Origin of the sequence: Methylosinus sp. LW3 (genome assembly GCF_000527115.1) — a bacterium.
GTDB lineage: Bacteria > Pseudomonadota > Alphaproteobacteria > Rhizobiales > Beijerinckiaceae > Methylosinus.
Genome location: NZ_AZUO01000005.1, coordinates 144062 through 168616, shown reverse-complemented (window position 1 = coordinate 168616; position 24555 = coordinate 144062). Strand labels below are relative to the sequence as shown.

The 24555-nt window shown below is 64.3% G+C and carries 24 protein-coding genes; 11 read left to right on the top strand and 13 right to left on the bottom strand.

Going from position 1 to position 24555, the window contains the following annotated elements; genetic code table 11:
- Positions 1-57: 57 nt before the first annotated feature.
- The gene (locus METLW3_RS0124710; RefSeq protein ID WP_024882381.1) at positions 58-1089 is read right to left on the bottom strand and encodes an IS110 family transposase; all 1032 of its coding nucleotides are present in this window, start codon (positions 1087-1089) and stop codon (positions 58-60) included.
- Between the two features lie 305 nt (positions 1090-1394).
- Here METLW3_RS0124710 and METLW3_RS0124705 point away from each other — a divergent pair, with 305 nt between their 5' ends.
- On the top strand, positions 1395-1643 hold the full coding sequence (locus tag METLW3_RS0124705; RefSeq protein ID WP_024882380.1) for a hypothetical protein: 249 nt from the start codon (positions 1395-1397) through the stop codon (positions 1641-1643).
- 43 nt (positions 1644-1686) lie between these two features.
- Positions 1687-2094 (top strand): hypothetical protein, encoded by a 408-nt coding sequence (locus tag METLW3_RS0124700; RefSeq protein WP_024882379.1) that lies wholly within the window; start codon positions 1687-1689, stop codon positions 2092-2094.
- A gap of 22 nt (positions 2095-2116) precedes the next feature.
- On the opposite strand, the gene METLW3_RS28675 is transcribed toward METLW3_RS0124700, so the two are convergent.
- Positions 2117-2596, bottom strand: a complete 480-nt coding sequence (locus METLW3_RS28675; protein WP_157516695.1) for a hypothetical protein — start codon at positions 2594-2596, stop codon at positions 2117-2119.
- A 412-nt stretch (positions 2597-3008) separates the two neighbouring features.
- Entirely contained in the window at positions 3009-3695 is a 687-nt protein-coding gene (locus METLW3_RS28670) for a BPSL0067 family protein (protein WP_157516694.1), read from the bottom strand.
- Positions 3696-4222: 527 nt separating this feature from the next.
- Here METLW3_RS28670 and METLW3_RS26620 point away from each other — a divergent pair.
- Positions 4223-4645 carry a single-stranded DNA-binding protein gene (locus METLW3_RS26620; protein ID WP_024882377.1) on the top strand — a complete coding sequence of 141 codons (423 nt, stop codon included), beginning with the start codon at positions 4223-4225 and terminating at the stop codon, positions 4643-4645.
- Between the two features lie 73 nt (positions 4646-4718).
- On the opposite strand, the gene METLW3_RS0124670 is transcribed toward METLW3_RS26620, so the two are convergent.
- The 3 genes from METLW3_RS0124670 to METLW3_RS0124660 form a co-directional block, all read right to left on the bottom strand.
- Positions 4719-5300, bottom strand: coding sequence for a hypothetical protein (locus tag METLW3_RS0124670; protein ID WP_024882376.1), 582 nt, complete (start codon positions 5298-5300; stop codon positions 4719-4721).
- Between the two features lie 82 nt (positions 5301-5382).
- Positions 5383-5637 (bottom strand): hypothetical protein, encoded by a 255-nt coding sequence (locus METLW3_RS0124665; protein ID WP_024882375.1) that lies wholly within the window; start codon positions 5635-5637, stop codon positions 5383-5385.
- Between the two features lie 76 nt (positions 5638-5713).
- Positions 5714-7018, bottom strand: a complete 1305-nt coding sequence (locus METLW3_RS0124660; protein WP_024882374.1) for a MobA/MobL family protein — start codon at positions 7016-7018, stop codon at positions 5714-5716.
- A 403-nt stretch (positions 7019-7421) separates the two neighbouring features.
- On the opposite strand from METLW3_RS0124660, the gene METLW3_RS0124650 reads away from it, so the two are divergent.
- From METLW3_RS0124650 to METLW3_RS0124635, 3 genes are all read left to right on the top strand, one after another.
- Complete coding sequence (locus METLW3_RS0124650; protein WP_024882373.1) at positions 7422-7796, top strand: hypothetical protein; 375 nt, start codon at positions 7422-7424, stop codon at positions 7794-7796.
- Positions 7797-7897: 101 nt separating this feature from the next.
- Positions 7898-8317 (top strand): hypothetical protein, encoded by a 420-nt coding sequence (locus tag METLW3_RS0124645; protein WP_024882372.1) that lies wholly within the window; start codon positions 7898-7900, stop codon positions 8315-8317.
- A gap of 1181 nt (positions 8318-9498) precedes the next feature.
- The gene (locus tag METLW3_RS0124635) at positions 9499-10077 is read left to right on the top strand and encodes a hypothetical protein (RefSeq protein ID WP_024882371.1); all 579 of its coding nucleotides are present in this window, start codon (positions 9499-9501) and stop codon (positions 10075-10077) included.
- A gap of 83 nt (positions 10078-10160) precedes the next feature.
- Here METLW3_RS0124635 and METLW3_RS0124630 read toward each other — a convergent pair whose 3' ends face one another.
- The gene (locus tag METLW3_RS0124630; protein WP_157516693.1) at positions 10161-10769 is read right to left on the bottom strand and encodes a hypothetical protein; all 609 of its coding nucleotides are present in this window, start codon (positions 10767-10769) and stop codon (positions 10161-10163) included.
- A 737-nt stretch (positions 10770-11506) separates the two neighbouring features.
- Between METLW3_RS0124630 and METLW3_RS0124620 the strand changes: the two genes are divergently transcribed.
- The 3 genes from METLW3_RS0124620 to METLW3_RS0124610 all read left to right on the top strand — a co-directional run bounded on the left by METLW3_RS0124620 (position 11507) and on the right by METLW3_RS0124610 (position 12907).
- On the top strand, positions 11507-12103 hold the full coding sequence (locus METLW3_RS0124620; protein ID WP_024882368.1) for a hypothetical protein: 597 nt from the start codon (positions 11507-11509) through the stop codon (positions 12101-12103).
- Between the two features lie 63 nt (positions 12104-12166).
- A complete protein-coding gene (locus METLW3_RS0124615; protein WP_157516692.1) occupies positions 12167-12616 on the top strand; it encodes a hypothetical protein in 450 nt (149 codons plus the stop codon).
- Positions 12617-12694: 78 nt separating this feature from the next.
- Positions 12695-12907 (top strand): hypothetical protein, encoded by a 213-nt coding sequence (locus METLW3_RS0124610; protein WP_198022918.1) that lies wholly within the window; start codon positions 12695-12697, stop codon positions 12905-12907.
- Between the two features lie 102 nt (positions 12908-13009).
- Here the strand turns inward: METLW3_RS0124610 and METLW3_RS0124605 are convergent, their stop codons facing one another.
- The 3 genes from METLW3_RS0124605 to METLW3_RS0124595 form a co-directional block, all read right to left on the bottom strand.
- Entirely contained in the window at positions 13010-13702 is a 693-nt protein-coding gene (locus tag METLW3_RS0124605) for a hypothetical protein (protein WP_024882365.1), read from the bottom strand.
- Positions 13699-14475, bottom strand: a complete 777-nt coding sequence (locus METLW3_RS0124600) for a hypothetical protein (RefSeq protein ID WP_036310475.1) — start codon at positions 14473-14475, stop codon at positions 13699-13701. The genes METLW3_RS0124605 and METLW3_RS0124600 overlap by 4 nt, the downstream gene beginning before the upstream one ends.
- A 116-nt stretch (positions 14476-14591) precedes the next feature.
- Positions 14592-15089: a hypothetical protein gene (locus METLW3_RS0124595; protein WP_024882363.1), complete on the bottom strand. Its 498-nt coding sequence runs from the start codon at positions 15087-15089 to the stop codon at positions 14592-14594.
- Between the two features lie 593 nt (positions 15090-15682).
- Here METLW3_RS0124595 and METLW3_RS27240 point away from each other — a divergent pair.
- Complete coding sequence (locus METLW3_RS27240; RefSeq protein ID WP_084485010.1) at positions 15683-16654, top strand: Rha family transcriptional regulator; 972 nt, start codon at positions 15683-15685, stop codon at positions 16652-16654.
- A 190-nt stretch (positions 16655-16844) separates the two neighbouring features.
- On the opposite strand, the gene METLW3_RS0124580 is transcribed toward METLW3_RS27240, so the two are convergent.
- From METLW3_RS0124580 to METLW3_RS0124570, 3 genes are read right to left on the bottom strand one after another with little or no spacing between them, the layout of a single operon-like run.
- Positions 16845-20051, bottom strand: coding sequence for an error-prone DNA polymerase (locus tag METLW3_RS0124580; protein ID WP_024882361.1), 3207 nt, complete (start codon positions 20049-20051; stop codon positions 16845-16847).
- Positions 20048-21571, bottom strand: a complete 1524-nt coding sequence (locus METLW3_RS0124575) for a DNA polymerase Y family protein (RefSeq protein ID WP_024882360.1) — start codon at positions 21569-21571, stop codon at positions 20048-20050. Before METLW3_RS0124575 ends, METLW3_RS0124580 begins: the two co-directional genes overlap by 4 nt.
- The gene (locus tag METLW3_RS0124570; RefSeq protein WP_024882359.1) at positions 21486-22238 is read right to left on the bottom strand and encodes an ImuA family protein; all 753 of its coding nucleotides are present in this window, start codon (positions 22236-22238) and stop codon (positions 21486-21488) included. Before METLW3_RS0124570 ends, METLW3_RS0124575 begins: the two co-directional genes overlap by 86 nt.
- Positions 22239-22482: 244 nt before the next feature.
- Here METLW3_RS0124570 and METLW3_RS0124565 point away from each other — a divergent pair, with 244 nt between their 5' ends.
- A complete protein-coding gene (locus tag METLW3_RS0124565; protein WP_024882358.1) occupies positions 22483-24546 on the top strand; it encodes an ATP-dependent helicase in 2064 nt (687 codons plus the stop codon).
- Positions 24547-24555: the final 9 nt, after the last annotated feature.

The window sequence follows — 24555 nt, the reverse complement described above, 5'->3', positions numbered from 1 at the left end:
CGACGGGACCTCGGAAGAAGGGGTCGGTTTCGACCCGCTCCAAACTCTACCTATCCCCTATGCGGCCGGAACCGCATTGCTCCAACGGAACTCGGTCGCGTCCACCCACATGCGATGCAGGACGACGCCCAGCTTACGCGCAAGAGCGACCTTGGCGCGCTTCATGCCGCGCCGCTTTGCGACGTCGAGCGCCCAGCGTTTCAAGCTCGAAAAGCTAACTGCGCGCGTCAGCATCGTGTGAGCCGCTTCAAAGAGCGCGGTTCGGACCATGGCGTCGCCGACCTTGCTGACGCCACCATCATGGTCGGTCTCGCCCGACTGATATTTTTTCGGGGTCAGCCCGAAATACGCGCCGATCGTGCCGGACTTTCCGAACCGAGAAGGATCGTCCACCGCCGAGCGATACGTCAGCGCGACCAACGCTCCGACGCCCGGGGCGCTCATCAATCTGCGGCATATCCTGTCGGCACGCGCAATCTTCAGCATCTCGCGGTGCAGCCTGGTAAACTCGTTCCACAAGGCCGTCCGCGCGGTCATCATCGCTCCGATCACCGTCTCCAAGATCGCGTGTCCGGTTATCAGCTCCCGAATGCGGGCTTCGAACCGCCCCCGACTGACTTCGCCGACCTTCAAACCATACCCGCGCAGAATCCCTCGGATGCTCAGTTCGACATCGAGAAGCTTGCCTTGCAAGAGCTTGCGCCCAACGAGAAGCGCACGGGTGTCCTTGCAAGGCGCCGATTTGGCGTGAACCGGTCGATACCATCCCATTCGCAGCAACTGGGCTATCCCCCGCGCGTCCTTCCGGTCGGTCTTCACCGTCATGGCGGAGAGCGCCGCCTTCACGTGTCGCGTTTCCAGCAACACGGCATCGAGTCCGGCCCCGAGAAGCCCCGCATGCAACCAAAGCGATAACGGGCCAGCCTCAAGCCCAATGCGGCTCACCGGCAATCCAAGCTCGTCAAAAAACCGAACGAGCGCCTCGGGTTCACTCGCGACCTTGACCTCACGCATCAGCTGGCCCGCCCCGTCCACGACACAGACGCTGCTGTCTTTCAACGACACGTCGATTCCTGCATAATATTCCATGGCTGTTCCTCACTTGATGCTTGGAGCCGATCGCTCGGACTCCGTTTCAACACCATCATTCTGAGGGACAGCCACCCATCTGGCTATGCTCGCGAGGCCCGGCCCATTACGGCATCTAGGCGACACTAGAGCAGAATCGCCCATGTTGTGGCGTTGTCACGCCCGTCGTCAAATGCCCCGACGCCCTCTTCAGGGCCGCCGGATTGCGTCCGCGAGCCGACGTGGTGGTCGGTCTCGTTCTCGCAGCCGCGATGTGGACGTCGCGCCCTCGTCCCTTCCGCAGGCCGACCCCAGGAGGACCGAAGATGGCCAGAACGCACGTCGACATCACCACGGAGATCTTCGGCAGCGCCACCAGCATCGCGCATCTGGCGCAATTCGCATTCGACCGCGAAGACAGCCGAGAGATGACCGTCGAATACGCCATGAGTCTGATCCAAAGAGATTGGCCCTTCGAAATCGATCACGCGAAAACAGAAATCGAATGCGGCATCGGTATTCGAGTCGCTTTCAAAGACGGCTCCATTCTTCATGTCAGCGCTTGGGCGGACTGACACGGAACCTTCCCACCGGATGCCCTCACTAGGAAGTTGCGACATGATGCGGCAATATTATGCCCAACGCCGTCAAGGCGGCGACAATCCCAAAGGCGTCGGCGTCATCGCCGTCGGCTCCATCTACTATCTGCAGAACGACGGCTATTGGCGTGATCGATTTCGCGGGACGCCTGTGGGCCGCAATCCTTGGATCGTTCTCGCGTTTTTGAATGGCGTCGTCGCCGCTTCCCGTCGCAACGCCGCCGCAGGAAAATGGGAGGACGTCTATGTGAGCGGACGCTCCGATCTCGCCCTCGTGCGTTCCCTTCGGGATGGGCGCATCCGCAAGATCGCCGTCCGCACATTGATCCTCCACGACGATCTCGGCATGTGCAAAGAAGCGACGGCATATCCGACTCTTCCACGGCTCTCCGGTCGCAAATTGCCGCTCCCACCCGTCGCGGTGTAAACGAGGCGGTGGTAGAGCGCACTCACTCTCGACGCGGATGTGAAGCAGAGGGAGCCGAAGTGTGTCGGCAATGCCTCCCCTCGCAACTTTCGCCGATTTCGAGCGCCAGATAATCTCCGAGATCATTCCTCGTTCCGAAAAGGCGGGTGTGGAGCATCCGCTCTCGTCGCGACAGATTCACGCCGACAACATGGAAATCCGAAATCTCGCTTCGCTCGCTCGCGGTTCTTTCGAATAGACGCACCAAGTCATCGCTGACGCCCGGGGCAGGATGAATGAAGGACGCATCGACCATGCGCCCTCGGATCGCTGTCGGACCGTCCAGCACCAACACGACAATGCTGGTGACGGCCGCGCCCAGCGCGCCAGCCCCGACTGCTATCGACAGAGCGCCTGCGAGGAAGGCCGCGACGGATTTCGAAATCCAGCTTCCACAGGAATAAATATCTGACGACGATTCCTTATTCATGAAGGCCTCCGAAGCTGCACGCGGCGACACCACTATCGACCGCATCGCAACCCTCAGCTCGCTGTGCGCGGATATAAATGGAGGATCGAATGCCTGAGTCGCACCCGATCCTCATTCACAGTTCGATGTTGGCGCTCGCCGCTATTTGCACACCACGCGCCCAGGAGTGTACACGCATCGATCAATCGGACCTTTGAAGACAAAAGTTTCGTGCGTTCCATCCTTATATCGGCACACGAGTTTTAGCGGTTGATGCGCCTTTTTGAGATTGTGCCATCCTTGCTCCTTCAGAGAGCCGTCAGCCGTCAGCGATTCTGTGTCCGGCGTGAGTGTCCCCGGCGGGTCCGCTAATCCCGAAATGATCGTGATCCCCGATAGGTTATTCTTGCAAGGTTCGACGGCGAAGGCCGCCGAAGGAACCATCAGCATCAGTATGGTGAGCGCCTTAGTGCGATACGACATAAAATTTATCTCCCGCTTCATATTGATTGTTCCCTGTCCAATATATCGTCCGGTAATGGGCCGGCTGATTCAACCATTGGTCCATTACCTGTATGCCCTGATCGTTCTGACCGAGGTAAATCGCCGTGTGGCTCTGGCCCGGCGTGTTCGTGTATGTCCCGTCATCGCCAAAAGTCGCGATCACAGTTCCCGTTGCAATGTCGCTAGCGCCCTGAACGCGTTCGCCCGGAACCCAGGTCGACGTCAGGCCGACGTCGGATGTCGCCTGCGCCAGCGCGACGCATTGGCCACTTCCGACGCTCTGGCCGTTGTATTGACTGTAGTCGGTCGCGATCGTGCCGGCGCCAATTCCGCCGTCGCCATTGTAGCCGCCGCCTCCATTTCCCCCTCCTCCTCCTCCGTTCCCGCCACCCGTATCCGTTCCGCCCGTCGGATAGCTGAAATTAGGCGCGCCTTTCTCGCGATACGTCGGAATCTCCGTGGCCGGCAGTCCGCGTTCGACGACAGGGGTCGGGTCGGCTATCCCCGGGGTCGGCGCCCACAAAGCCGACCCCGCGCCCGCGGCCAGAGCCACCGCAATCAGTCGACATGAAACGACGAGTTGCCCTCGTCCGCCCCCATACCCTTCGCCTGCGGCGTCTGGAGGGGACATATTCATTTTGCGCAACATGAGACCTCCCTTTTTCAGAAGGCCCTCAACATTGCTCCCTTCGGCGCGAATGTGAAATTCTTGTCAACCACGAAATCATCGTCGCGGATCTTCCTGCCATGTCGTCGCCGCGCCTTTGGCAAATCCCTCATCTCTCCGGGCCTCCGGCGGCGGAGACCGGCGCTCATGCAGGCGCGCGCAGCGTCACGGTCGTTTCCGCCGCTGTGCGATGCGAGCGAGAAACCTCGAAGAAATAAGAATGAAGAATCGAAATCGAGCAAGAAGCCGCAAAGCCCGATTGCACGCCGGGCGTTCTACAGCCGTAGTCGATTCCTTCGGCTCCAGTCGCCGCAGAATTTTCCCCTGTCCGCGCCGCCCGCCCTACGGCGGGCTCCCGAGCGCGGACTTCCTCGCGCATCAAAATTCAGCGGCCCCAGGAGCTCAGCGCTGCGCTCGACCTCCGGCCTTCCGGCCGGAGGCTCCAGATCGCCTTTCCGGCTGTTCATGAACGCCGTGCAACGGGCTGCGGCCCCGCTCGGAGAAAAGATATGAAAAACATAGCAGAGTTTCAGCTGATTGGGCGCGTCGGCGCGGTCAAGAAGGTCGGCTCCACCACGCACGTCACCGTCGCGTCTAACTACTCCTACAAGGACGAGGGCGGTGAGTGGCGGGACGACCCGCATTGGAACGAGGTCGTCGTTTTCTCGACCGCCACGGCGCGGTACATCGAAAAATATATCGGCAAGGGCGATCTCGTTCACGCGCGCGGCCGCGTCCGCCAGAACAGCTACGAGCGCGACGATGGCGAGCGTGTCTTCACCGTCGATCTCATCTGCAATGATTTCTCGCGCCTCGCGCAGGCCGCCGACAATCGTGATGGAGAGTATCGCGACGCTGAGGGGCGAAATGAATCCATCGGGCGCGGGCAAAGGAGCGCGTCGTCCGCCACGGATGACGCCATTCCCTATTGATCGATTGGCCGCAGGGGAGGCTCTCGACGCCTCCCCTCGTCCCTATTTCGGTGCGCCCTTGATCGTGAGCGCTTCAACGATTCGACGATCTCGCTGCGACTTCGTCGATGCACATCGCGAGCCCTTCCGTGTGCAAGTCGAATGGCGCCCAGGTCTCGCCGCGCTTCGCGATCTCGATCGCGCGCGACGCGCCCGCTGCGCGCTGACACGCCACATGGGCGTCGACCAGCAATCGCGCGGCGTAGAAGGTCCGCGCCGACGCCCGCTCGCTGAGCGGCGTCAGCCAATAGCCGCCTTCCGACTGCGCCTCGACCACCAGGCGTTGCGCCTTCACCGCCGCCAATGACGCGTCATGCGCCTCACGGCACAGCGACACCGCGCGTTCGACAATCGGCTGCAGCAGCCGGTCGAGCTCCGCCCATCCCTTCGAGCCCGACAGGCGAGCCCTCTTCTGCGCAATGTAATCCGCCATGTCCTGGTCGGCCGCATCGCGAATGCCATCGATGTCGTCGTCGAATCGGAACGACTCGATCACCAATGAGACTTCTCGCGAATCCGGCGCGATCTCACGAACCACATCCATCGACGGCTTCGCCCTCCGCTCGATCGGAAAGCGCACGACATTCGTCAGGCCGGGCGTCAACTCGATATGCATCGGAAATCTCCTGTCTCGGACCGCTTCATCGAACCTGTGCGCCTTCGGAATGCGACGTAGCGCATTGAACGCGCGCAATAAACTACGCCGCCGCCTTTGTCGTCTTCGCCTTCCCCTTCGCGCCGACGCTCGTCGTCGGCGCGCTCGGATCGAAGCGGAAATAGCGGCCGCCGATCGCCCCTTCGAAAGCGGCGCCGTCACTCGACCGCCGCAACTGGAATTCCATGATCGTGCCCGGAACCGCCACGATCATCGTGCGCGCCTTCGATTCCACGACCTCGACCTCCAGTGGTTCGCGCGGGCGATCGATATCCGTCAATGTAATGCGGGCGTTCATCGGCACGTCTCTCCAAATGCTTATTATTGCTTCGACAATGGCCTCTGCTCAAAGGATGTCTGCGGCTCGTTCGCCGTCAACAGCTCAAGGCCGTCATTTCTTCGGGGCTCAGTCCGGTCGCGCCGCCGTCGATTTCGACCAGTCGGGTCCCGTCGACCAACACCAGCTTCGACCGCGCCGCGCGCGTCGCCCGCAACATCCATTCCTTCTGCCGCGCGCTCAAGCCTTTGGCGTCATTCACGACCAGCACGTCCGTCGACGCCAGGCGATCCTGCTTTTTCTGCCATCGCCCGAGAAGCCCGTGAACGCCGACGCTCTTGATGCCCGACTTTTTCTCGAACGCCTTCGCCGTCTCATATGTCAAGCCCACTCCGCGAAGCCGAAGGCCCGCGCTCTCCCATTGCGAGATCGCCTCCTTCAGCGTCCGGCTCGTCTCCGCCGCGTCGAGGCCGCCGGAAGCCACAGCAATGGCGCCGCTTTGGCTGGGTGCGCATTGCACTGTCGCGACCAGGCCCCGCGTGCTGAAACTCTCGCCGTCGGCGAGTCGGACCAGCTCGACCGAACATTCCACGCGCGCCCGCGCCGTCTCGAATTGCTCTTTTCCTGCAGTATTTTTGCTCACGAACGCGATCAATTCGCCGTACGTGAATGTCGCGCCCGCGCGTGTCAACGCACGCAGCGCCAGCTCGGGCTCACCGAGCAGGCGCTCGCCGTTGCGCCACGAGATTTCCATATTTTCCGCGCGCCGCTCGATCTGCTCATCCTCGAAAAATGGTTCCAACGCGCGCCCGCGAACAGCATCGGCTCCGGCGCGGATCAATTGACCGCAGCCTGCGGCGAGCAGATATTTGTTCGACAGAAGGGTCCAGCGCTCGCGCCACTTCGACAAGAGCTTGGCGTCTTTCCAATCCGTCCGCTTCTTTCCGAAGCCCTCCTCGACGATCTCCCGCATCGAGAAGAGCCCCTGCACGTAGGAGCGTTCGACGCCGTCCGCCCCTTCGGCGCGATGAATGTTCAGATCGACAATGATCCCCCTTTCGACGAATTGTTCCTCGAAGAATTCGCGCGCGAGCGCGACCCCGTCCGCTCTCGACAGATCGGACGGGATCGCGATCTCGACTTCCCGCGCGACCTGAGCGTCGTCGCGCTTTTCCACCGCCTCGACCTCGTTCCACAAAATCGCGCGATCCGACCACTCGGCCCGGGCGCCAATGGGAAGCAAGATCTCCGAATGCTCGATGTCGCCCAGGGCGGAAAAGTCCGCGACGGTCTCTCGCCGCGGATCTCGCAGTCGTGACCGCGAGCAATAGGCCGCCGCGACCACGGCGTTTCGTCCGACCGACCGGCTCACCGTGATGACATTGAGATAGAAGATCGCCATTTCGCAGTCCTCGCCGCGCGTCGCTCCGGCCCATGCCTGAATTCCGACGCGCCGCCGAGAGGCTCCGCAAAATCGGCGCGGATCTCGAAGCAAAAAAATCGAAATTCGAACTCGGCCGATCGGCGCCGCCGACCTCGACTCCTGATGCAGTCGGTCGTCCGCGCGCTACGCCGAGAACAATCGCCGAGCACGAAAGGACGTAATCATCTGAAGAAAAAAGGTGAAAGCTCGATTGCCACCATCGGCGCGCGGCCGCAAGGGCAAGTCGAGGCGCGCTATGCGCGCCCCTTGCCCCCGCGCGCCGGCGGCGGCTCAGCGGGAAAATGTTCGAGGAATAGTCCCGAACGAAACAGGAGACGCTTCGATTTTCGACAATCTCTCTCTGCAACCGCCGGAGCCCATCATGACCGTCAGCTTCTATCCCTACGTCTTCGACGCCGTTGCCAATCGGTACGTCTTTGTCGGAGCCGAGAACGAGACTTTCGAACTTTCCAGCGCCAACGCGTCCGATCTTCTCTCTATCTTGGGATTCGAAGACCTGTGGTCCGCGCCCCCGCAACCTATTGCCGCGTTCCTCGGCCGTCTCATCGCCGCTTTGCGGAATTCCACCGGACGCCCTTCCGTCGAAATTCCCGTGACAGTCGACCAAGCGCCCGGCCGACTCACAGTCATCGATTGCGGTCGCGCGGAAGGCTATCTCAATCGACGGCTCCACGAGCTCGCCATTCTCGTCCAGCAAAGCAGGGAAGCCGGAGCCACTCATGTCGGCTGGGGATAACCCCCACGACATCGCGGCCTCTGCGGCGTGAACTCCCTCACGCCCGGCCCTCGACTCCCCTCCCCTTCTCCCATCTCCAACTTCATGATAGGATTTAAACCATGAGCGCTGCTGCTATTCTCAAACTCCAGGCCTCCGGTTTCTCCGTCGAGCAAGTCTCGGCGCTCGCCGAATTGGTTGACACTCAGGCCGCGACCAAAGCCGATGTCGAAGCCGCTAAACACGAGCTCGAGCTCAAAATCGGCGAATTGAAGTCCGATCTCGAAGCCACAGAACACCGCCTCGATCAGAAAATCGACGGCGTCGAGCACCGCCTCGAGCTCAAAATCGGCGAGTTGAAAGCCGGCCTCGAGCTCAAAGTCGAAGGCCTCGATCGAAAAATTACCGAAGTAAACGCCAACACCCTCAAATGGGTCATCAGCGCAATCGGTTTCCAAACCCTCCTCATGATCGGAACCGTCGTCGGAGCCGTAGCGGCCCTCATGAAAGCCATCCCGCAGACCCCTCTCACCCATCCTTGAGGCGAATTCCGATAAATCGGAACCGCGCGCGACTCGCGCCGCGCGCGGCGCTCATCGAGCCGTCGCAAGCGGCAACTCGGCCGTCCAGGTCATGATCGCTTTCGCGCGAACCGATCCGATGCGCGAACAATCACTTCATTCCAAAGGCCTGACGACGGCTGTTGCTTCCCAGCGCGCTCCCGCGCGCGGACGAGTTTCCGCGCATGCCTCCGCATGCGGCTTTCTGAACGAAGCTTCGCTTCCCTCACGATGAAGAGGCGGGTGTGCGGAGAGGCGGGCGCCTTTCATTCCCGCCGCTCGGGCCGGGCGCCCGTTCGGTAGCGCGTCGGATTTGCGCTCGCCGCGATCTCGCGGCGCCTTGGGCGGCCAATCTCGCCGTTCTGATCGGCGAGACGGTCCCACGGCAGGCGGCAGGCGTAGCCCTGCATGGCTCGGCGCGAAGGTGAGCGCTGGTCCGAGGTCTCTCGCACAGCGGGGCGCGCCCTCGTCGCTGTCGATGGCGAGCGCGCTGTCGGGATTCAGAGCCCGGTCGCTGTCTCAGAGAAGCTGGCTCCCGGCAGGGCGCGCCTCGGTCCGTCCGATGCGCTGTTGTGCCGGGGCGGAGTCGTCGAGCGCCGGGCGGTTCGGTCTTGGCGCGCGTCATGGGCCGCGGGCGATCGTCGGAGGCGATCGAGGTCGAGGCCGCGGCTATCGACGGTTCGTCGCGCGCTTCAGCAGTCGTCGGCGCGCTCCCGGTCGATCGCAGGGCGGCGGGATGCGTCTCGCAGTCGCGGCGTTCGGGGAAACACGCTCGGTCTCGAAGATCGCATGATTTCTCTGGGGGCGTTTCGCTCGGCAGGCCCGATGCGTCGGTTTGCCCCCTCGGTTGTGTGCGTCCCTAAGCCTGGCCGACCGGACCAGCAAGGGCCGACGCCATTTTTTTTCCGCAGATGCCGGGGCGCTTCTTTTGTGTCCGGCGCAAGCGCCGGTCTCTTTTCCTCGCCCCGGACATCTTTGCATCGCGAACAAAAAAATTGTCGTCGGCCCTCCTCCGCTTTGCTACGGCCCGCGCCGACGCCCTACGGGCGACGGACGCGGGTGCAGGTCCGCTCTCAGGGCCAGGCTTTCAGGGATCGCACCGAGGGGAACAAACCGGCATCGGGCCGGCGAAACCCCCGGCCCAGAAAATCAGGATCACGATCATGACCAAGCGTCCCCAAACGTCCGCTGCGACACGCAATAAGCCCGCTCGCCCCCAGATCTCCCTCGAGGCCGCGCGCCTCCTCTGCCCAGACGACGCGATCGCGACGAACGTCGCCGCAGCCTTCGCCCTCTCCGTCCCCGACTTCTCCGGGATCCGCGAGGCCCACGACACGCTGCTCCGCAAGACCTGGACCGCCTTCGACGAGGCGCTCAACGAAACCGCCACCAAAATGCACTTTCAGCGCATCGTCGGGACCTACGTCGCTTCCGCCCAGGGAGCCGGACGCTTCTACTCCGAAAAGCTGACCGAGGCCCGAACCCTCACCGCAAAGCTCGCCAACGAGCCCCGCGACGAGGATCGCGACGCCCCCGCCGGCTTCGAGTCCAAGGCCCAGCGCGCTCGCCAGTTCGCAGCCGATCTCGCCATCCAGGCCTACGCCCTCCTCGCCGCCGCCGAGGGAGTCGTCCAGGCCTATCTCGAAATCACCGGCGAAGATTGGAAGCCCTACGTCGCCCCCAGCGAGACCGAAAACGTCGAGCGTAAGTCCGCCGCCGCCGAATTGGGAGCCTTCGGCTGAGCCCGAGCGGCGGGGAGCGAAAGATCCCCGCCGCCGCCCGCTCTCTCGAGGACGATCACGAGAGCGGCTCGACGGGCGCCGCTCTATGCGGCGTTCGGGTCAGTCGGCGCTTGCTCTGACGAGAGCATCTGTTCGGCCTGCTTGATCACGTCTGTATCGGGAACGTAGACGTTCTGACCCGAGGCTTTCGCGGCCGCATAATCCTTGAGGTAGGTGTAGAGATCGTCCACCGTGACCTCGCGACCTTTCTGCAGGCTCGGATCGCCTTGAGGGCCGCCACTGTCTCTCATCTCGGAAAGAGCGAAGGCCAGATCTGCTGCCGCCGTAGTTTCGCCTGCATCAGGTTCCAGCAGGTTCCCCTCGCTGTCGTAGTGAATGCCGACTTGGTTCCCCTCACTATCATAGTAGCTGCCGTCTTTTACCGTAACGCCCGTCGTGCGTTGGATCAGATCGATGTCGGACGCAGTCAGATAGGAAAGCGTGTTGATGACGTATTTTCCAGTCTCTGCGACCGAATCCAACGTGCTCCGAGAACGTCCAAAAAAGCCCGTTTGCAAATCGTGCTGGGTTGGCCCGCCACCTAAAAGCGCCGCGAACGAATCTTGATTATTGTCTCCTGATGAATTGCCACTCTTCGTCGAAGAGTCCTGTTTAAGAAAAGGATTTAGATTATTCGAGCTGGAGACCTGCATCGTATTCCAAAAGCTCCGTGCCGGCATAAGAAAGCATGACTATACGAAGGCGTTCTTGCTCGAGCATGATGTTCCGTCGGGCGCCTTATCCGCGGTTGATGGGAGCCGCAGAACAGGTTGTCTCCTCGTTCCGAGAGCGTTGACGAGCGGCCAGTGAATAATCGGAAGGGCGCTGCGCTCGACAATAGAATAACGGGCGAATTCCGATAAATCGGAACCGCGCTCTACTCGCGCCGCAAGCGGCGCTCACCGAGCCGTCGCGAGCGACGTCTCGGCCGTCCCGGTCACGATCGCTTTCGCGCGAGCCGGCCCTCCTCGCGAATAATCCTTAGCCTTCCAAAGGCCTGACGACGTTTTTCCCCTGCCCGCTCCCGCGCGCGGATGAGTTTCCCCGCATGCCTCCGCATGCCGGTCCCGAGAGACGCTGCGCCTCTCTCATGAAGAAGAAATCTCTTTTCCAGCCGACGCCGGGACTCCGCCCGGCCTCGGCCGTCTCTCTGGCGCACCCAGCCTCGCCGTCAAGAACGCTCGCCATGCTCGCCGTCCTCGCCTCCGGCTTCGGGCGGCTGTGCGTGGCTCCGCGCCGCAGAGCGGTCGCGCGAAGGCGCGCGATTCTTTGACCGCTCGGCTTAGGGCGCGCGGCATTGGCTCCCATGCCAATGCCAAGGCGCGGCCCTGAAGGGCCGGGCCTCGGCACTGGCAAGGGGCCAGTCCATTCGCAAAAAAGGAAATTCGTCATGGCTAATCGTTCTCAGAAGTCCGCCGCCGTCGCCGCCAAAGCCAACAAGAACGCGCGTCCCCCGCGTCCGCAAATCTCTTTCGAGGCCGCCCGCCTCCTCTGCCCCACCGACGCCCAGGCCGTCAGCATCGCCACCGCCTTCGGCCTCTCCACCCCGGACTATCTCGGCATCCGCGCGACACACGAAAAGCTCCTTCGTGAAGCCGCGCTCGCCTTCGACGACGCCCTCAATGACAAGGCCGCGCAAATGCACTTCCAGCGCGTCGTCGGAACCTTTGTCGCCTCCGCCCAGGGAGCCGGACGCTTCTATTCCGACAAGCTGACCGAAGCCCGCGCCCTCACCGCCAAGCTCGCCAACGATAGCCGCGACGAGGATCGCGACGCCCCCGCCGGCTTCGAGTCCAAGGCCCAGCGCGCCCGCCAGTTCGCCGCCGATCTCGCTATGCAGTCCTACGCCTTGTTCGCCGCCGCCCACGGCGCCATCGACGCCTACCTCGAAATCACCGGCGAGGATTGGAAGCCCTACGTCGCCCCGAGCGAAGCCGAGACCGTCGAGCGCAAGTCCGCCGCCGCCGAAATGGGCGCCTTCGGCTGAAGCCGCCGGGCGGGGAGCGAAAGCGCCTCGCCTCCCTCTCTCGCGATCTCGATGGAGAACGTCATGTTCGACTTCACCAAGCTCCGCCGCCCCAGCGCCGCCGAGCAGCGCGAGCAGGAACAGCGCCGCCGCGCCGACGCCATCGCCGCCGACCACACCCGTCGCCTCCTGCGATCCCGCGACGCCCTCCGCGTCACCCTCACCGATCACCCGGACGCCCGCTTCACCATCGCCGGCGATCGCGCCATCCATTTCTATGGCGACCAGCCGAACGGCCGCGAGGCCCGCGCCGTTTGGTACGCCCCCGATCACATGAGCCGCGACGAATTCGACGCGATCGTCGCCGGATATGCGATCGGCGCAACGCTGGACATGCGCGGCTATTGGAAGCCGTTCAATGGCAATTCGGGAACGAGTTTCACATTCGTCGCCCAGTTCGTGAAAGCCGCCGATCGCGCCGAGCCCGTCGAGCGCAAATCTCCCCAGGCCGAAATCGACGCCTTCGGCGCTTGACGAAAAACGTGCGGGAGCCGCAAGGCTTCCGCATTTTATCGACGTTCCGCCCGACGAGGAGAGCGCCCCAGGCAGCTCATGGCTCGCGTCGCTACCCCGAAAGTCATCGCTATGCCTCTCACCCGCCGGCCCATCGCCCGCCCGATCAACCAGGTCGCCCGCGCCCTGCGCCGACGCGCCGCCAACGCCGGCGCCGAGATCGCTCTCGACGCCCGCCCCAAAATCGTCGCGCCGAAAAAGGGCAAGGCCTCCTATCGCCGCGCCAAACAGCAGCCCCCTGACCCCGAATGACCGAGTGAACCGCGCTGGCCAAGCGCCGGCCCGGAAAAAGGAGAGGGGCAGACGCGCGCCGCGCATCCGCCCCACATCCGTTTCAGACCCGCCGGCGCGGCCTCATCCCGAAAACGGCCACCACGTCAGCCAGCGCCGTTTCAGCTCGTCCGGCAAATCGCGCCACTCCCGCGGAGCCAGCGTCTCCAGCTTGCACACCCAGTCGCCCGTCGGCTGACCCTGTATCGCCACACGCATCGGCGTCTTCGCGCAACGCGCCAGCGATTGCAGCGCCGGCTCATCTTGCAACACGCGAATCTGATAGCCGGACCAGAAGCTCACACTCAGCAGCGCCACCGCCGCCGCGCTCATCTTCATCGCGAAAATGCGCGTGCGACGACGGTGGATATTGTTCTCCGCCAGAACCAGCCATTGCTTCGACTCGCTCACCAGATTCTTCACCAGGTCCTTGCAGACATTGGTGACGATCGTCTCCTGAACCACTTCCGCCTGCCGGATCGTCAGCGCCGCAAGTCGCGTCGCCTCACGCAATCGCTCGATCTCCGTCTCGCCGAGCTCGTGAAGCGCGACGATCTGCTGTTGCTGCGCCTCCATCTTTCCCGACAAGGACGCATCGAACCGCTCGACCAGATCGGCCAGCTTCAAAAGCGCCCATTTGAACGCTCCGACGAAGCCGCCGAGAGGGCCGTTCGGCTCGATCCCCTCCGCCGCCGCCGCCGCTTCCGCCTGCCGCGCCGAATTCCGGACATCCTCGGCCACGCTCTCGATCGGATTTCCCGTTTCCTTCAGGGTCATGGCAGCCACTCCCGAAACTTGCCGGACGACAGCTGGGCATCCATTCGATCGAGCCACGTCTTGATCGAAAACCGCTTCAGCGGATCGAGCGGCTTCCCGTCTCGACCCGCCTTGCCCTCCGCAGCCTCGTAAAAGCCGAGCCCCGCCTTGCGGACCTCCGCGATGTGAATAATCCGCGGCATGACCAGGATTTCCGCGCCCGTCTCCATCAGCTCCAGTATTTCCGGCCTTTCCATTATCGCGTCGAACGCGCCCGCCGGCGTCTTGCCCGCCCGGACAAGGCTCTCGTTGAACACCAGCATCGAGCGTTCCGTCTCGAACACCTTCGACCGATGAATCGTCAGGATATGCTCGAAGTCCTCGATCTCCGGCCCCGTCATATAAATCGACAGAGGCGCGACACCGACCGACGCGCAGAATTCCGAAAGCGACAGCTCCCGGCAGAACTCCGCCAGCGCCTGATCGCCTCCGCCCAAATCGAAAATCAGCGAGCTTCGCTCCTCCACCATCTTGCCGACCAGCTGACCGATCCAGTCCTTCACATCGGGCGTCTGATCGCTCGGCGGTTGATGCGCCCCGCCCTCCGTGCCAGGCGGATAGAACCCGGCCAAGGTCGCGTTCCGACGATCGCCGTCCCCGACGATGATCTCCCGCCCCTCGCGCCGCGTTCGCTGAATCAGATAATCCGCGAACGTGCTCCCGCCCGTCCGCCCACGTCCGTGGCGAACCGCCAATACAAGCTGACGATCCTCGCCCGGCGAGTTCGTCTCCATATCCAACAGGGTCATTGCAATTCCCTTTCCGCCTATGGCGACGGAGCGGCTCTTCCCGCCCCATCGCTCGAAACGAGCGTCGCGCGACCCTGCGCGTATCTGAAGCTGTCAACCCCTCAAAATTCCGACATCGGCCTCAGCCCCGACAAACATTCCAGTTTTCGCCTCGCGTCCGCGACCTTTTCCTCCTTTCCCTTCTCCTTCTCCGCAGCCGCCGTTGTCGTCGCCACCGCCGTCTGAGCCGCGCCCACAGGCACGAGCGCTCGCCCCGTTGCCTCCACCATCGACGGCCCCGCCGCAGGTTGCCGCGACGGATAGTTGCGCCGGCGCTCGGCCAGCGCCTCACGCGCCGCCTGTTCGACAGCTTCGCGTTCTCGTTCGGCCGCCACGTCGCGACAAACGCGCTGCCAAACCTTCCAGATCGACCGCTCCGTCGGAGCAGCGCCGCGCGACCCCACGACCCCCTTCTCCCCCATCTTTTCCGCCACCGTCTTCCACGACGGTTTCCGCCCCTCGCGCCAAGCCTTCACGAATTCGTAATTCTCCCTCAGCCAACGGTAGACGTCGCCATGCCCACCATAGGGCTGACCCAAATCGCCCATATCGTCCCGCATCTGTGCCTCCCATTTCTTCCCAAACTCCCAAATCGAAAGAAGCCGCGCGCGTGTGCGAATAGGAAGTTGCGATCTCAGGGAGAGGGAGACGCCGACCCGAGAAGCTCACTCCGATCGGCTGCGGTAATTCGTCGCGTGGCGCTTGCGCGCCCCTCGGCTAGTATCTTGCTTGCGCACGAGATCATACGGCGAACGCCCTACGCCATCCTCACGCCATCTCTACGCCGTCCACTCCATCGCTACGCCATCCCGACGCCACTGCTACTCCACCAAAGCAGCCCGGGAATGGACCATTGCACCGTTGGTGCCGGACGCCCCTTCGGGGCGCTCAGAGCCGAACCGGCGAACATCACACGCAAGGCGCGCTGACGCGCAGAAAAATCCGCAAAAGTTGAATTCGAAGGGGCCGCCGGCGCGGAATTCGACGCGCGCGGCGCGGTCCGATAAATTTTTTTTGGCGCGAATTTCCGGCCGGCGCGGCGCTTCATATTCGCGCACAACCCCCGCAAGCTGATTCTCGTGGCGCTCGGGCGCAGCCCCTGGCGCAGAGCGGCTGTTTGGAAAACAGCTGATATTTCAATGCGGAGCAGAAAATGTCAGATCATCAAAACCACGATGCCGGCGCTCCGGCCGAAAACCTGCCGGTCGAAAGTCTCGTCTCCGTCGCCGAGGGGAGAGCCCTCGCCGACAGCCGCCAGGTCGCGAAGACGTTCGGGAAGGATCACAAGCACGTTCTTCGGGCCATAGATCAATTGGTCGCCCGTCTATCTCACCTGAAGGGCCCCATGGCCCAAAAATGGGCCATGGGTCTTATCGAGAGGCGCGACGGTCATCAAACGGTGCGCAACCGCGCGGATCGCTATTTCGAGTTGGACCGTAATGCCTTCTCCCTCCTCGCGATGGGCTTCACCGGGGACGAGGCTTTGCTGTGGAAGATCACGTATATAGACGCCTTCACCGCCATGGAGACCGAACTCGGTCTCCGGCGCGTCGGCTCCGAGGAGCCCGAATCCACGCCGGCGGAATTCGTCGAGCACTGCCGCCGGCGCTTCAAGGATATCTACTCCGGCGACTTCATCAGCCCGGACTACCTGCTCAAAATTCTGTTCGTGGGGAATATCCCCTACACCGGCGACAAGCGATTCCCGCTGCTCGCGAAAGAATCCTGCGAGGCGCTCGGGATCGGCAATAAGGACGCCGCGCTCGAACGTCTTCCCCCGCTGGCCAAAGGGTTCGTCACCGTCGATTTCGGCGGCGGGCCGATTGAGCGCGAAGCAATCACGGAAGCTGCTCTCTATGCGCTCGCGTTCGATCGTCGCCAGCTCAATACTGTATGGCCCGGCGGCCTCTTTCCCTACGACATCGCAGCGAAGAGCGACGCTATCGCCCTCTCCTATCAGATCAAGACGCTCGAGAGCTACTTTCGGTCCTTCCGAGAGTCGGTCTCGCCGGGAGCGGGTCTCGAGGAAATACCGGCGTTCCATAATTTCGAACGCGTGATATCAAGCGCGGCCCAAGCCGCGGATCAGCAGCTCACCGTCGGCTTGCCGCGCCGAGGACATTGATCTTTCGATAAAAGATCACGTCACGGAACCACAAGGGCGAGCAGCTCTCCGCAGCTTTCCAGCTTCTCGGCGCGCGAGCCAACTTTGTATCCGCGCTCCAATATCACTCCTGCACGTTCGCCCTGGCGGCTGCGTCGATCGTTTTTCGACGCAGCCGTCGGATGGGTCGAAATGCGTGTAAAAGTTTCGATTAGTGGAAGTCCCGGCTTCTCACTCTTATCGTGTCCCTGGACAAGTCGGGAAGAACGGAGCCGCGGCTACGGAGCTGGTCACCCCGGCCATGTGGGAGAGGAAACGCCGCTTCCCTGCTGCCCACACTGGCGAGGTCGGCCGATAGGTCCGTGATGCGCTGCGCGACCAGATGAACAACGTCGCCCTCGCGCTGGACGCGTCCGTGCGCCGCCATCATGCCGGCCGACAGGATGGCGCGCCGGTTCGCCTCGAGCACCTTCGCCCAGATCACGAGATTGGCGATGCCGGTCTCGTCCTCCAAGGTGACGAACATGACCCCTTTGGCGCTGCCCGGACGCTGCCGGACGAGGACCATGCCCGCGGCTTCCAACCAGCGGCCGTCGCGCGCAGCCATGGCGTTGGCGCAGGTGACGATGCGCCGCCGCCGGAGATCCTCGCGCAGGAAGCTGAGCGGGTGCGCCCTCAACGTCAGCCCGACATGGCCGTAATCCTCGACGACTTCGCCGCCTGCCGTCATCGGCCGCAATGCAACGGCCGGCTCGCTCACCTCGGGCACGAATTCCGCCCCCCGCGCGGAGGCGGCGGCGAAGAGAGGAAGCGGCTCGTCCCGAAGCGCCTTGATCGCCCACAAGGCCTCGCGGCGGGCGAGCCCCAGGGCCGGACGGAAGGCGTCGGCCTCGGCGAGATGGACCAGAGCCGCGGATGGGACGCCAACGCGGCGCCAGAGATCGTCGACCGAGGCGAAGGGCCGGTCGGCGCGTGCGGCGACGATGGCGCCGCCATGGGCGTTGGCGAGACCCCTGACCATGCGCAGGCCGAGGCGCACCGCGAAGCGGCTCTCGTCCTCGGTCGGCTCCAGCGCGCAGTCCCAGCGCGAGGCGTTGACGCAGACCGGCCGCACATCGACTCCATGCGCGACCGCATCCCTGACGATCTGGGCCGGCGCATAGAATCCCATGGGCTGAGCATTCAGCAACGCCGCGCAGAACACATCTGGATGCCAGCATTTCAGCCAGGCGCTGGCATAGGCGATGAGCGCAAAAGAGGCCGCGTGCGATTCCGGAAAGCCGTAAGAGCCGAAGCCTTCGAGCTGGCGGAACGTCTGCTCGGCGAAGTCGCGCTCATAGCCGCGGTCGACCATCCCTTCGATCAGCTTCTTCTTGAATCCCGAGACGCCGCCGGTGAATTTGAAAGTGGCCATGGATTTGCGCAGCATGTCGGCTTCGCCGGGCGTGAAGCCGGCGCATTCGATCGCCACGCGCATCGCCTGTTCCTGAAAGAGCGGGACGCCCAAGGTCTTGCCGAGCACTTTTTCGAGCTCCGGCTTCGGGAAGACGACGGGCTCCAGTCCTTCGCGGCGGCGCAGATAGGGGTGGACCATGTCGCCCTGGATCGGTCCCGGCCTGACGATCGCGACCTGTACGACGAGATCGTAGAAGGTCCGCGGCTTCAGCCGCGGCAACATCGACATCTGCGCGCGGGACTCGATCTGGAAGGTTCCGAGCGTGTCGGCGCGCCGGATCATCGCATAGGTTCGCGGGTCCTCGGCCGGGATGGCGGCGAGATCGAGATGGATTCCCTTGTGATCCGCGAGCATGTCGAGGCCGCGCTTCATGCAGCTCAGCATCCCCAGAGCCAGCACGTCGACCTTCATGAACTTCAAGGCGTCGATGTCGTCCTTGTCCCATTCGATCACTTGCCGCGCGTCCATTGCCGCCGGCTCGATCGGGACCAGTTCGTCGAGCCTGTCCTGGGTGAGCACGAATCCGCCGGGATGCTGCGACAGATGCCGGGGCGTCCCCATGAGCTGACGCGCGAGGTCGACCGCCAGGCGCAAGCGCCGGTCGCCGAGGGCGCCGACGTGTATGTCCTCGGCGCCCTCCGATCGTTCCCAGACCCGGCTCGACAGCGTCTCGACGATATCCTGAGTGAGGCCGAGAGCCTTGCCGACATCGCGCATCGCGCCCTTGGCCCGATAGCGGATCACGGTCGAGCAAAGCGCCGCGCGGTCGCGGCCATAGGTGTCGAACACCCACTGCATGACGATCTCGCGCCGTTCGTGCTCGAAATCGACATCGATGTCCGGCGGCTCGCGGCGCTCCTCGCTGACGAACCTTTCGAACAGGAGGTCGTTGCGGCCGGGATCGATCGAGGTGACGCCGAGCACGTAGCAGACGGCGGAATTGGCGGCTGATCCACGGCCCTGGCAGAGGATATCCCGGGAGCGGGCGAAGCGGACGATGCTGTTCACAGTGAGAAAATACGGCGCGTATCGAAGCTTCTCGATCAGACCCAGCTCGTGCCGCAGGGACGCCCGGACGCTCTCCGGCACGCCTTCGGGATAGCGCGATTCCGCGCCTTCCCAGACGAGCTTCTCCAGCGTCTCCTGCGGGGTGAGCGTCGGATCGTCACGCTCTTCCGGATATTGGTAGGAAAGCTCGCCGAGGTCGAAGCGGCAACGCGCCGCGATCTCGATCGTGCGCGCGACCGCCTCGGGATTGCGCGGGAACAGCCGGCGCATTTCCTCGGGCGGCTTCATGTAGCGGTCGCCGTGCTCGCGCCGATCGCCCAGCTCGTCGATGGTGACGCCGTGACGGATGCAGGTCACGACATCCTGCAGCATGCGCCGGTCGGGCGCGTGATAGAGCACGTCGTTGGTGACGACGCTCGGCACGCGCATCCGCGTGGCGATGGTCGACAGCTCGTGGATGCGAAGCTGGTCGTTGGGGCGCCGGCGAAGCGTCAATGCGAGATAGGCGCGGTCGCCGAAGGCGTCGCGCAGCCGGCGCAATCGCAGGCCGCAGGTCTCATCGGGCTCGTCTGGAACGAGGACGCCGATCAGGCCATCGCCGTAGGCGACGAGATCGGCCCATTCGAGAATGCATTTCGCCTTGCCGCCGCGCTTCTTGCCGAGCGACAGCAGCCGGCAGAGCCGACCATAGGCGGCGCGGTCGGTCGGATAGACCAGCACCGACATGCCGTCGACGAGATCGAGGCGACAGCCGACGATCAGGCGCACGCCGGTCGTCTTGGCGGCCTCGAATGCGCGCACGACGCCGGCCAGCGAGTTGCGGTCGACCACGGCGACCGCTTCGACGCCTTGAAGCGCCGCCTGGGCGAAAAGCTCATCGCAAGACGACGCGCCGCGCAGAAACGAAAAATGCGACGTGACCTGCAGCTCGGCGTAGCGGATTCGGCCGCTCATCCGAACACTCCGTGCAGGAACCAGCGCTGCGAGCCGCTATTGGGGTCCTCGCCATCGCCGGAACGGAAGATCCAATAGCGTTCGCCGGCGTCGTCCTCGACGCGGAAATAGTCGCGCACGGCGGTCAGCTCGGCGTCGCGCCGCCACCACTCGCCGCGGATGCGCTCGGGTCCGTCGGCCCGGCGGACGCGCCGCCGGACGCCGCGCCAGGTGAAGGCGACCGGCGGATGATCCGGCAGAGCGGCCAACGTCTCGATCGGTTCGGGTGATGGCAACAGCCGCGACGGCCGAGGCCAGCGCCCCTGCCATGTCTCGCCGGTGTCCGGCGCCATGGGCGGAATTCGGAGCACCGACCGCTCGGGCGTCTCGGTGGCGACCGGCGCAGCCCGGTAGAGGCGCTGCTCACCGACCCGATTGACGAGTGTGTCGACGAGATCGGAGACGTCCGGCGTTCCGTCATCGACCATCGTGGTCAGGGTCTGCTTTTCTGCGAGCGGCTCGGCCAGTGTCGCGGCGAGGCTGAGGGTTTCGATGCCGAATCCGGGCTCGATCGTCTCGATCTTGTCGGTCAGCAGCCGCGTGAGGCGCTTCACGTCGCGCACCGGCATGGCGACCCCGACACGGACCGCCTGCAGGCGATCGTCGACGCGGTGACAAATGAGGTCGAGGCGCTTGGCCCCCAGTCCCTCGGCCTCCAGTCCGGCGCAGAGCTGGACGACCAGCTCGCCGATATGGCGGGCGATGGTCTCGGCCGCGCCGATGGGCTCCGCGAAATTGCGCTTCACCTCGATCAGCTCGTCGGGTCGGATCGGGGCGATCGGCTCGCCGAGAATTCCCAGGGCCTGATCGATGCGGCGACCGAGCTGCGGCCCGAAGCGCAGAGTGAGTGGCGCGCGCGGCTGTGCGAGGAGATCGCCGATCCGTTCGAAGCCGAGAACATGGAGCGCCGCGACCATGTCGGCAGGCAGGCGAAGCGCGGCGAGAGGTAGGCCCGTCAGCACGGAGCCGCCATGGCCGCGCGGCGCGATCAGCAAAGGCCGCGCGGCATAGCGAGCCAAAGCGTGCGCCGCTCCCCAGCTGTCGGCGATCGCCGCGCGCGCGCGCACGCCGGACGATGAAAGCCTGTCGATCAGGCTGGCCAGCATGGCCGCTTCGCCGCCATGAAGATGATCGGCGCCGGTAGAGTCGATCACTACGCCGTCTGGTGGGTCGGCCGCGACGATCGGCGCATAGCGTCGGAGCGCCCATAGGGCGAGACGGTCGAGGCCCTGGGCGTCGGCCGCGGCGTCGTGATCTCGAACGACGAGACCCTGCACGAGAATCCGCGCTTTGGCGGCTGGCATTCCGACGCGCGCGCCCGCAGCCATGGCCGCCGCGTCCGCGGCCCGCACCACCTGTCTCCTCCCGTCGTGACCGATCAGGACGAGCGGCGTCTCAGCCGGCGGCTCCGCGTCGCCAGCCTGCCGTCGAAGCCGGTCCGTGGGCCAGCTCGGCAGGAACAGCGAGACGACCCGAGCCATCACACGCCTCCACCTCGAAATCCGCGCTTTCACCGGCGCGGACGCGGATCAGTTCCAGGAGCCAACGGTGGCGGCCGACGCCGGGGACCGGCAGAGCCGCCGAGGGCATGACCGAGACGCGCCATCTGGTCGCCGCGGCAGTCGGCTGACCGAAGTCGACGGCTTCGGATTGCCGGCGCCAGCGCCGCAACGCGAGACCGATCGAGCCGCTTCCCTCGGCGCAGAGCTGGAGACGCCGGGACGCGGTCATGTCGAGACGCGCGACTTCTCCGACGACCGCGCCGAGACCGCCGTGCCGCAAGCCTTCCTCGACACATGCGAGCACTGTCTTGTCGTTGCCGGCCTCGACATAGATCACGCGATCAGGCGCCAAGCCCGCCTGCGCCAGCGCCGGGGCGAAGAGGTCGGATCGCGTGATGACCCAGAGGATCTTGCCTTTCGTGCGGGTCGCGATCCCCGCGGCGAACAACGCCGCGGCCGCGCCGTCCACGGCGCCATTGCCGCCGCCAGCAATCTCATGGAGCGCGCCGAGGGGGAGACCACCGCCCGGAAGACGCGCGTCGATGTCCGCGATTCCGAACGGAAGGACCGATTTGACGCGCCGCGCTCGGCCTTCGATCTTCTCGATCTGCGCGCGCAACGACTCTATGGCGGGCTGGTGCCGCAAGCGCCTTCTCGACCTCTGGGTGTGGGCTCAATGTCATGTTCCCTAAATGTTCTTCTCTTCGAGGTCGGGAGTCAAGAGGACGCGCTTGCGGATATTTCTCCGCGCGGAAGGCCGCGAGAACGCTTCGTGGCGCCTCACGGAAATTCGAGGGGCCGCAGCTTCGATTTTCGAGATACGCCGCCATTGCGAACAAAACAAGAATTATGGTTCAGTCCGCGGACCCGCTCACCGTGCCGATTCGCCCATGACCGCCGTCGCCTATCTCGAAAAGCTCAACGCCGAACAACGCCGCGCCGTCGAGCACGGGCTCCACGACGGCCTGTCGGCCTCCGTTGGCGGCCCGCTGCTCATCATCGCTGGCGCGGGCTCCGGCAAGACGAACACGCTCGCCCATCGGGTCGCGCATCTCATCGTCCGGGGCGCCGATCCGCAGCGGATGCTGCTGATGACCTTCTCCCGCCGCGCCGCCGCCGAGATGACGCGGCGGGTCGAACGCATTTGCGCCGAGGCGCTGGGCGCCACAGGCGGCGGCGATGTCCTCGTCTGGGCCGGCACGTTTCACGCGATCGGCGCGAGGCTGCTGCGCGAATATGCCGGCGCCATCGGGCTCGATCCCGCCTTCACCATTCATGATCGCGAAGATTCCGCCGATCTGATGAATCTCCTCCGCCACGAGCTCGGATTCTCGAAGACCGAGAGCCGCTTCCCTGCCAAAGGCACATGCCTTTCGATCTACTCCCGCGCCGTGAACGCCGAAATCCCGCTCGAGCAGGCGCTGCTCGGCGCCTTCCCTTGGTGCGCCCGCTGGCATGACGAGCTGCGCCGATTGTTCACCGCCTATGTCGAGGCGAAGCAGGTGCAGAATGTGCTCGATTACGACGATCTCCTGCTCTACTGGGCGCAGATGATGCAGGACGAAGCGCTCGCCGAGGAGATCGGCGGCCGCTTCGATCACATTCTCGTCGACGAATATCAGGACACCAATCGCCTCCAGGCCTCCATCCTGCTCGCCTTGAAGCCGAAGGGCCTGGGGCTCACCGTCGTCGGCGACGATGCGCAATCCATCTATTCCTTCCGCGCCGCCACTGTGCGCAACATTCTGGAGTTTCCGAAGAGCTTCGCGCCGCCGGCGGAAATCGTCACGCTCGACCGCAATTATCGCTCGACCGAGCCGATCCTCGCCGCGGCCAACGCAGTGATCTCGCTCGCCGCCGAGCGCTACGCCAAGAACCTCTGGACAGAGCGCCGCTCCTCGGAGCGCCCGCAGCTCGTCACCGTGCGCGATGAGAGCGATCAGGCGCGTTTCATCGCCGAGCGCGTGCTGGAGTCGCGCGAAGCCGGCATGACGCTGAAGCAGCAGGCGGCGCTGTTCCGCGCCTCGCATCACAGCGCCATGTTGGAGCTGGAGCTCGCGCGCCGCAACATTCCCTTCGTGAAATTCGGCGGGTTGAAGTTCCTCGACAGCGCCCATGTGAAGGATCTTCTTGCTCTGCTGCGCTTCGCGCAGAACCCGCGCGATCGCGTTGCCGGCTTTCGCATTCTGCAAGTCCTGCCCGGCGTCGGCCCTTCCTCCGCGCAGAAGATTCTCGACTTCCTCATCGAGCGCCCGGACCCGCTCGCCAGCCTCGCCGAGGCGCCGCCGCCGCCGCGCGCTGGCGAGGAATGGCGCGGCCTCGTCGCGACGCTGCAAATGCTGCATGCGAGAGAGGGCTGGCCGGCGGAAATGGAAGCCGCGCGCCGTTGGTATGAGCCGCATCTCGAGCGCCTGCACGAGGACGCGCCGAGCCGCCTCGCCGATCTCGTGCAGCTCGAGCAGATCGCCGCCTGCTATCCCTCGCGCGAGCGCTTCCTCACCGAGCTGACGCTCGACCCGCCGGACGCGACCAGCGACGAGGCCGGCCCGCCTCTGCGCGACGAGGATTATCTCATCCTCTCGACGATCCATTCCGCCAAAGGGCAGGAGTGGAAGTCGGTCTTCGTGCTGAACGCCGTCGACGGCTGCATCCCCTCCGATCTCGCGACGGGAACGGCGGCGGAGATAGAGGAGGAACGCCGGCTGCTCTACGTCGCGATGACGCGCGCGAAGGACAGTCTGCGCCTGGTGACGCCGCAGCGATTTTTCGTCCATGGTCAGCCGGCCCAGGGCGACCGGCATGTCTATGCCGCGCGCACGCGCTTCATTCCCGCGGAGATGCTGCGGCATTTCGACTGCGTGAGCTGGCCGGCCGCGGCAGCGGTGGGCGAGCGTCTCGTCGGGGGTGGGCTGCGGGTCGATGTGCGGGCGAAGATGCGGGGGATGTGGGGATGAACGATGAAA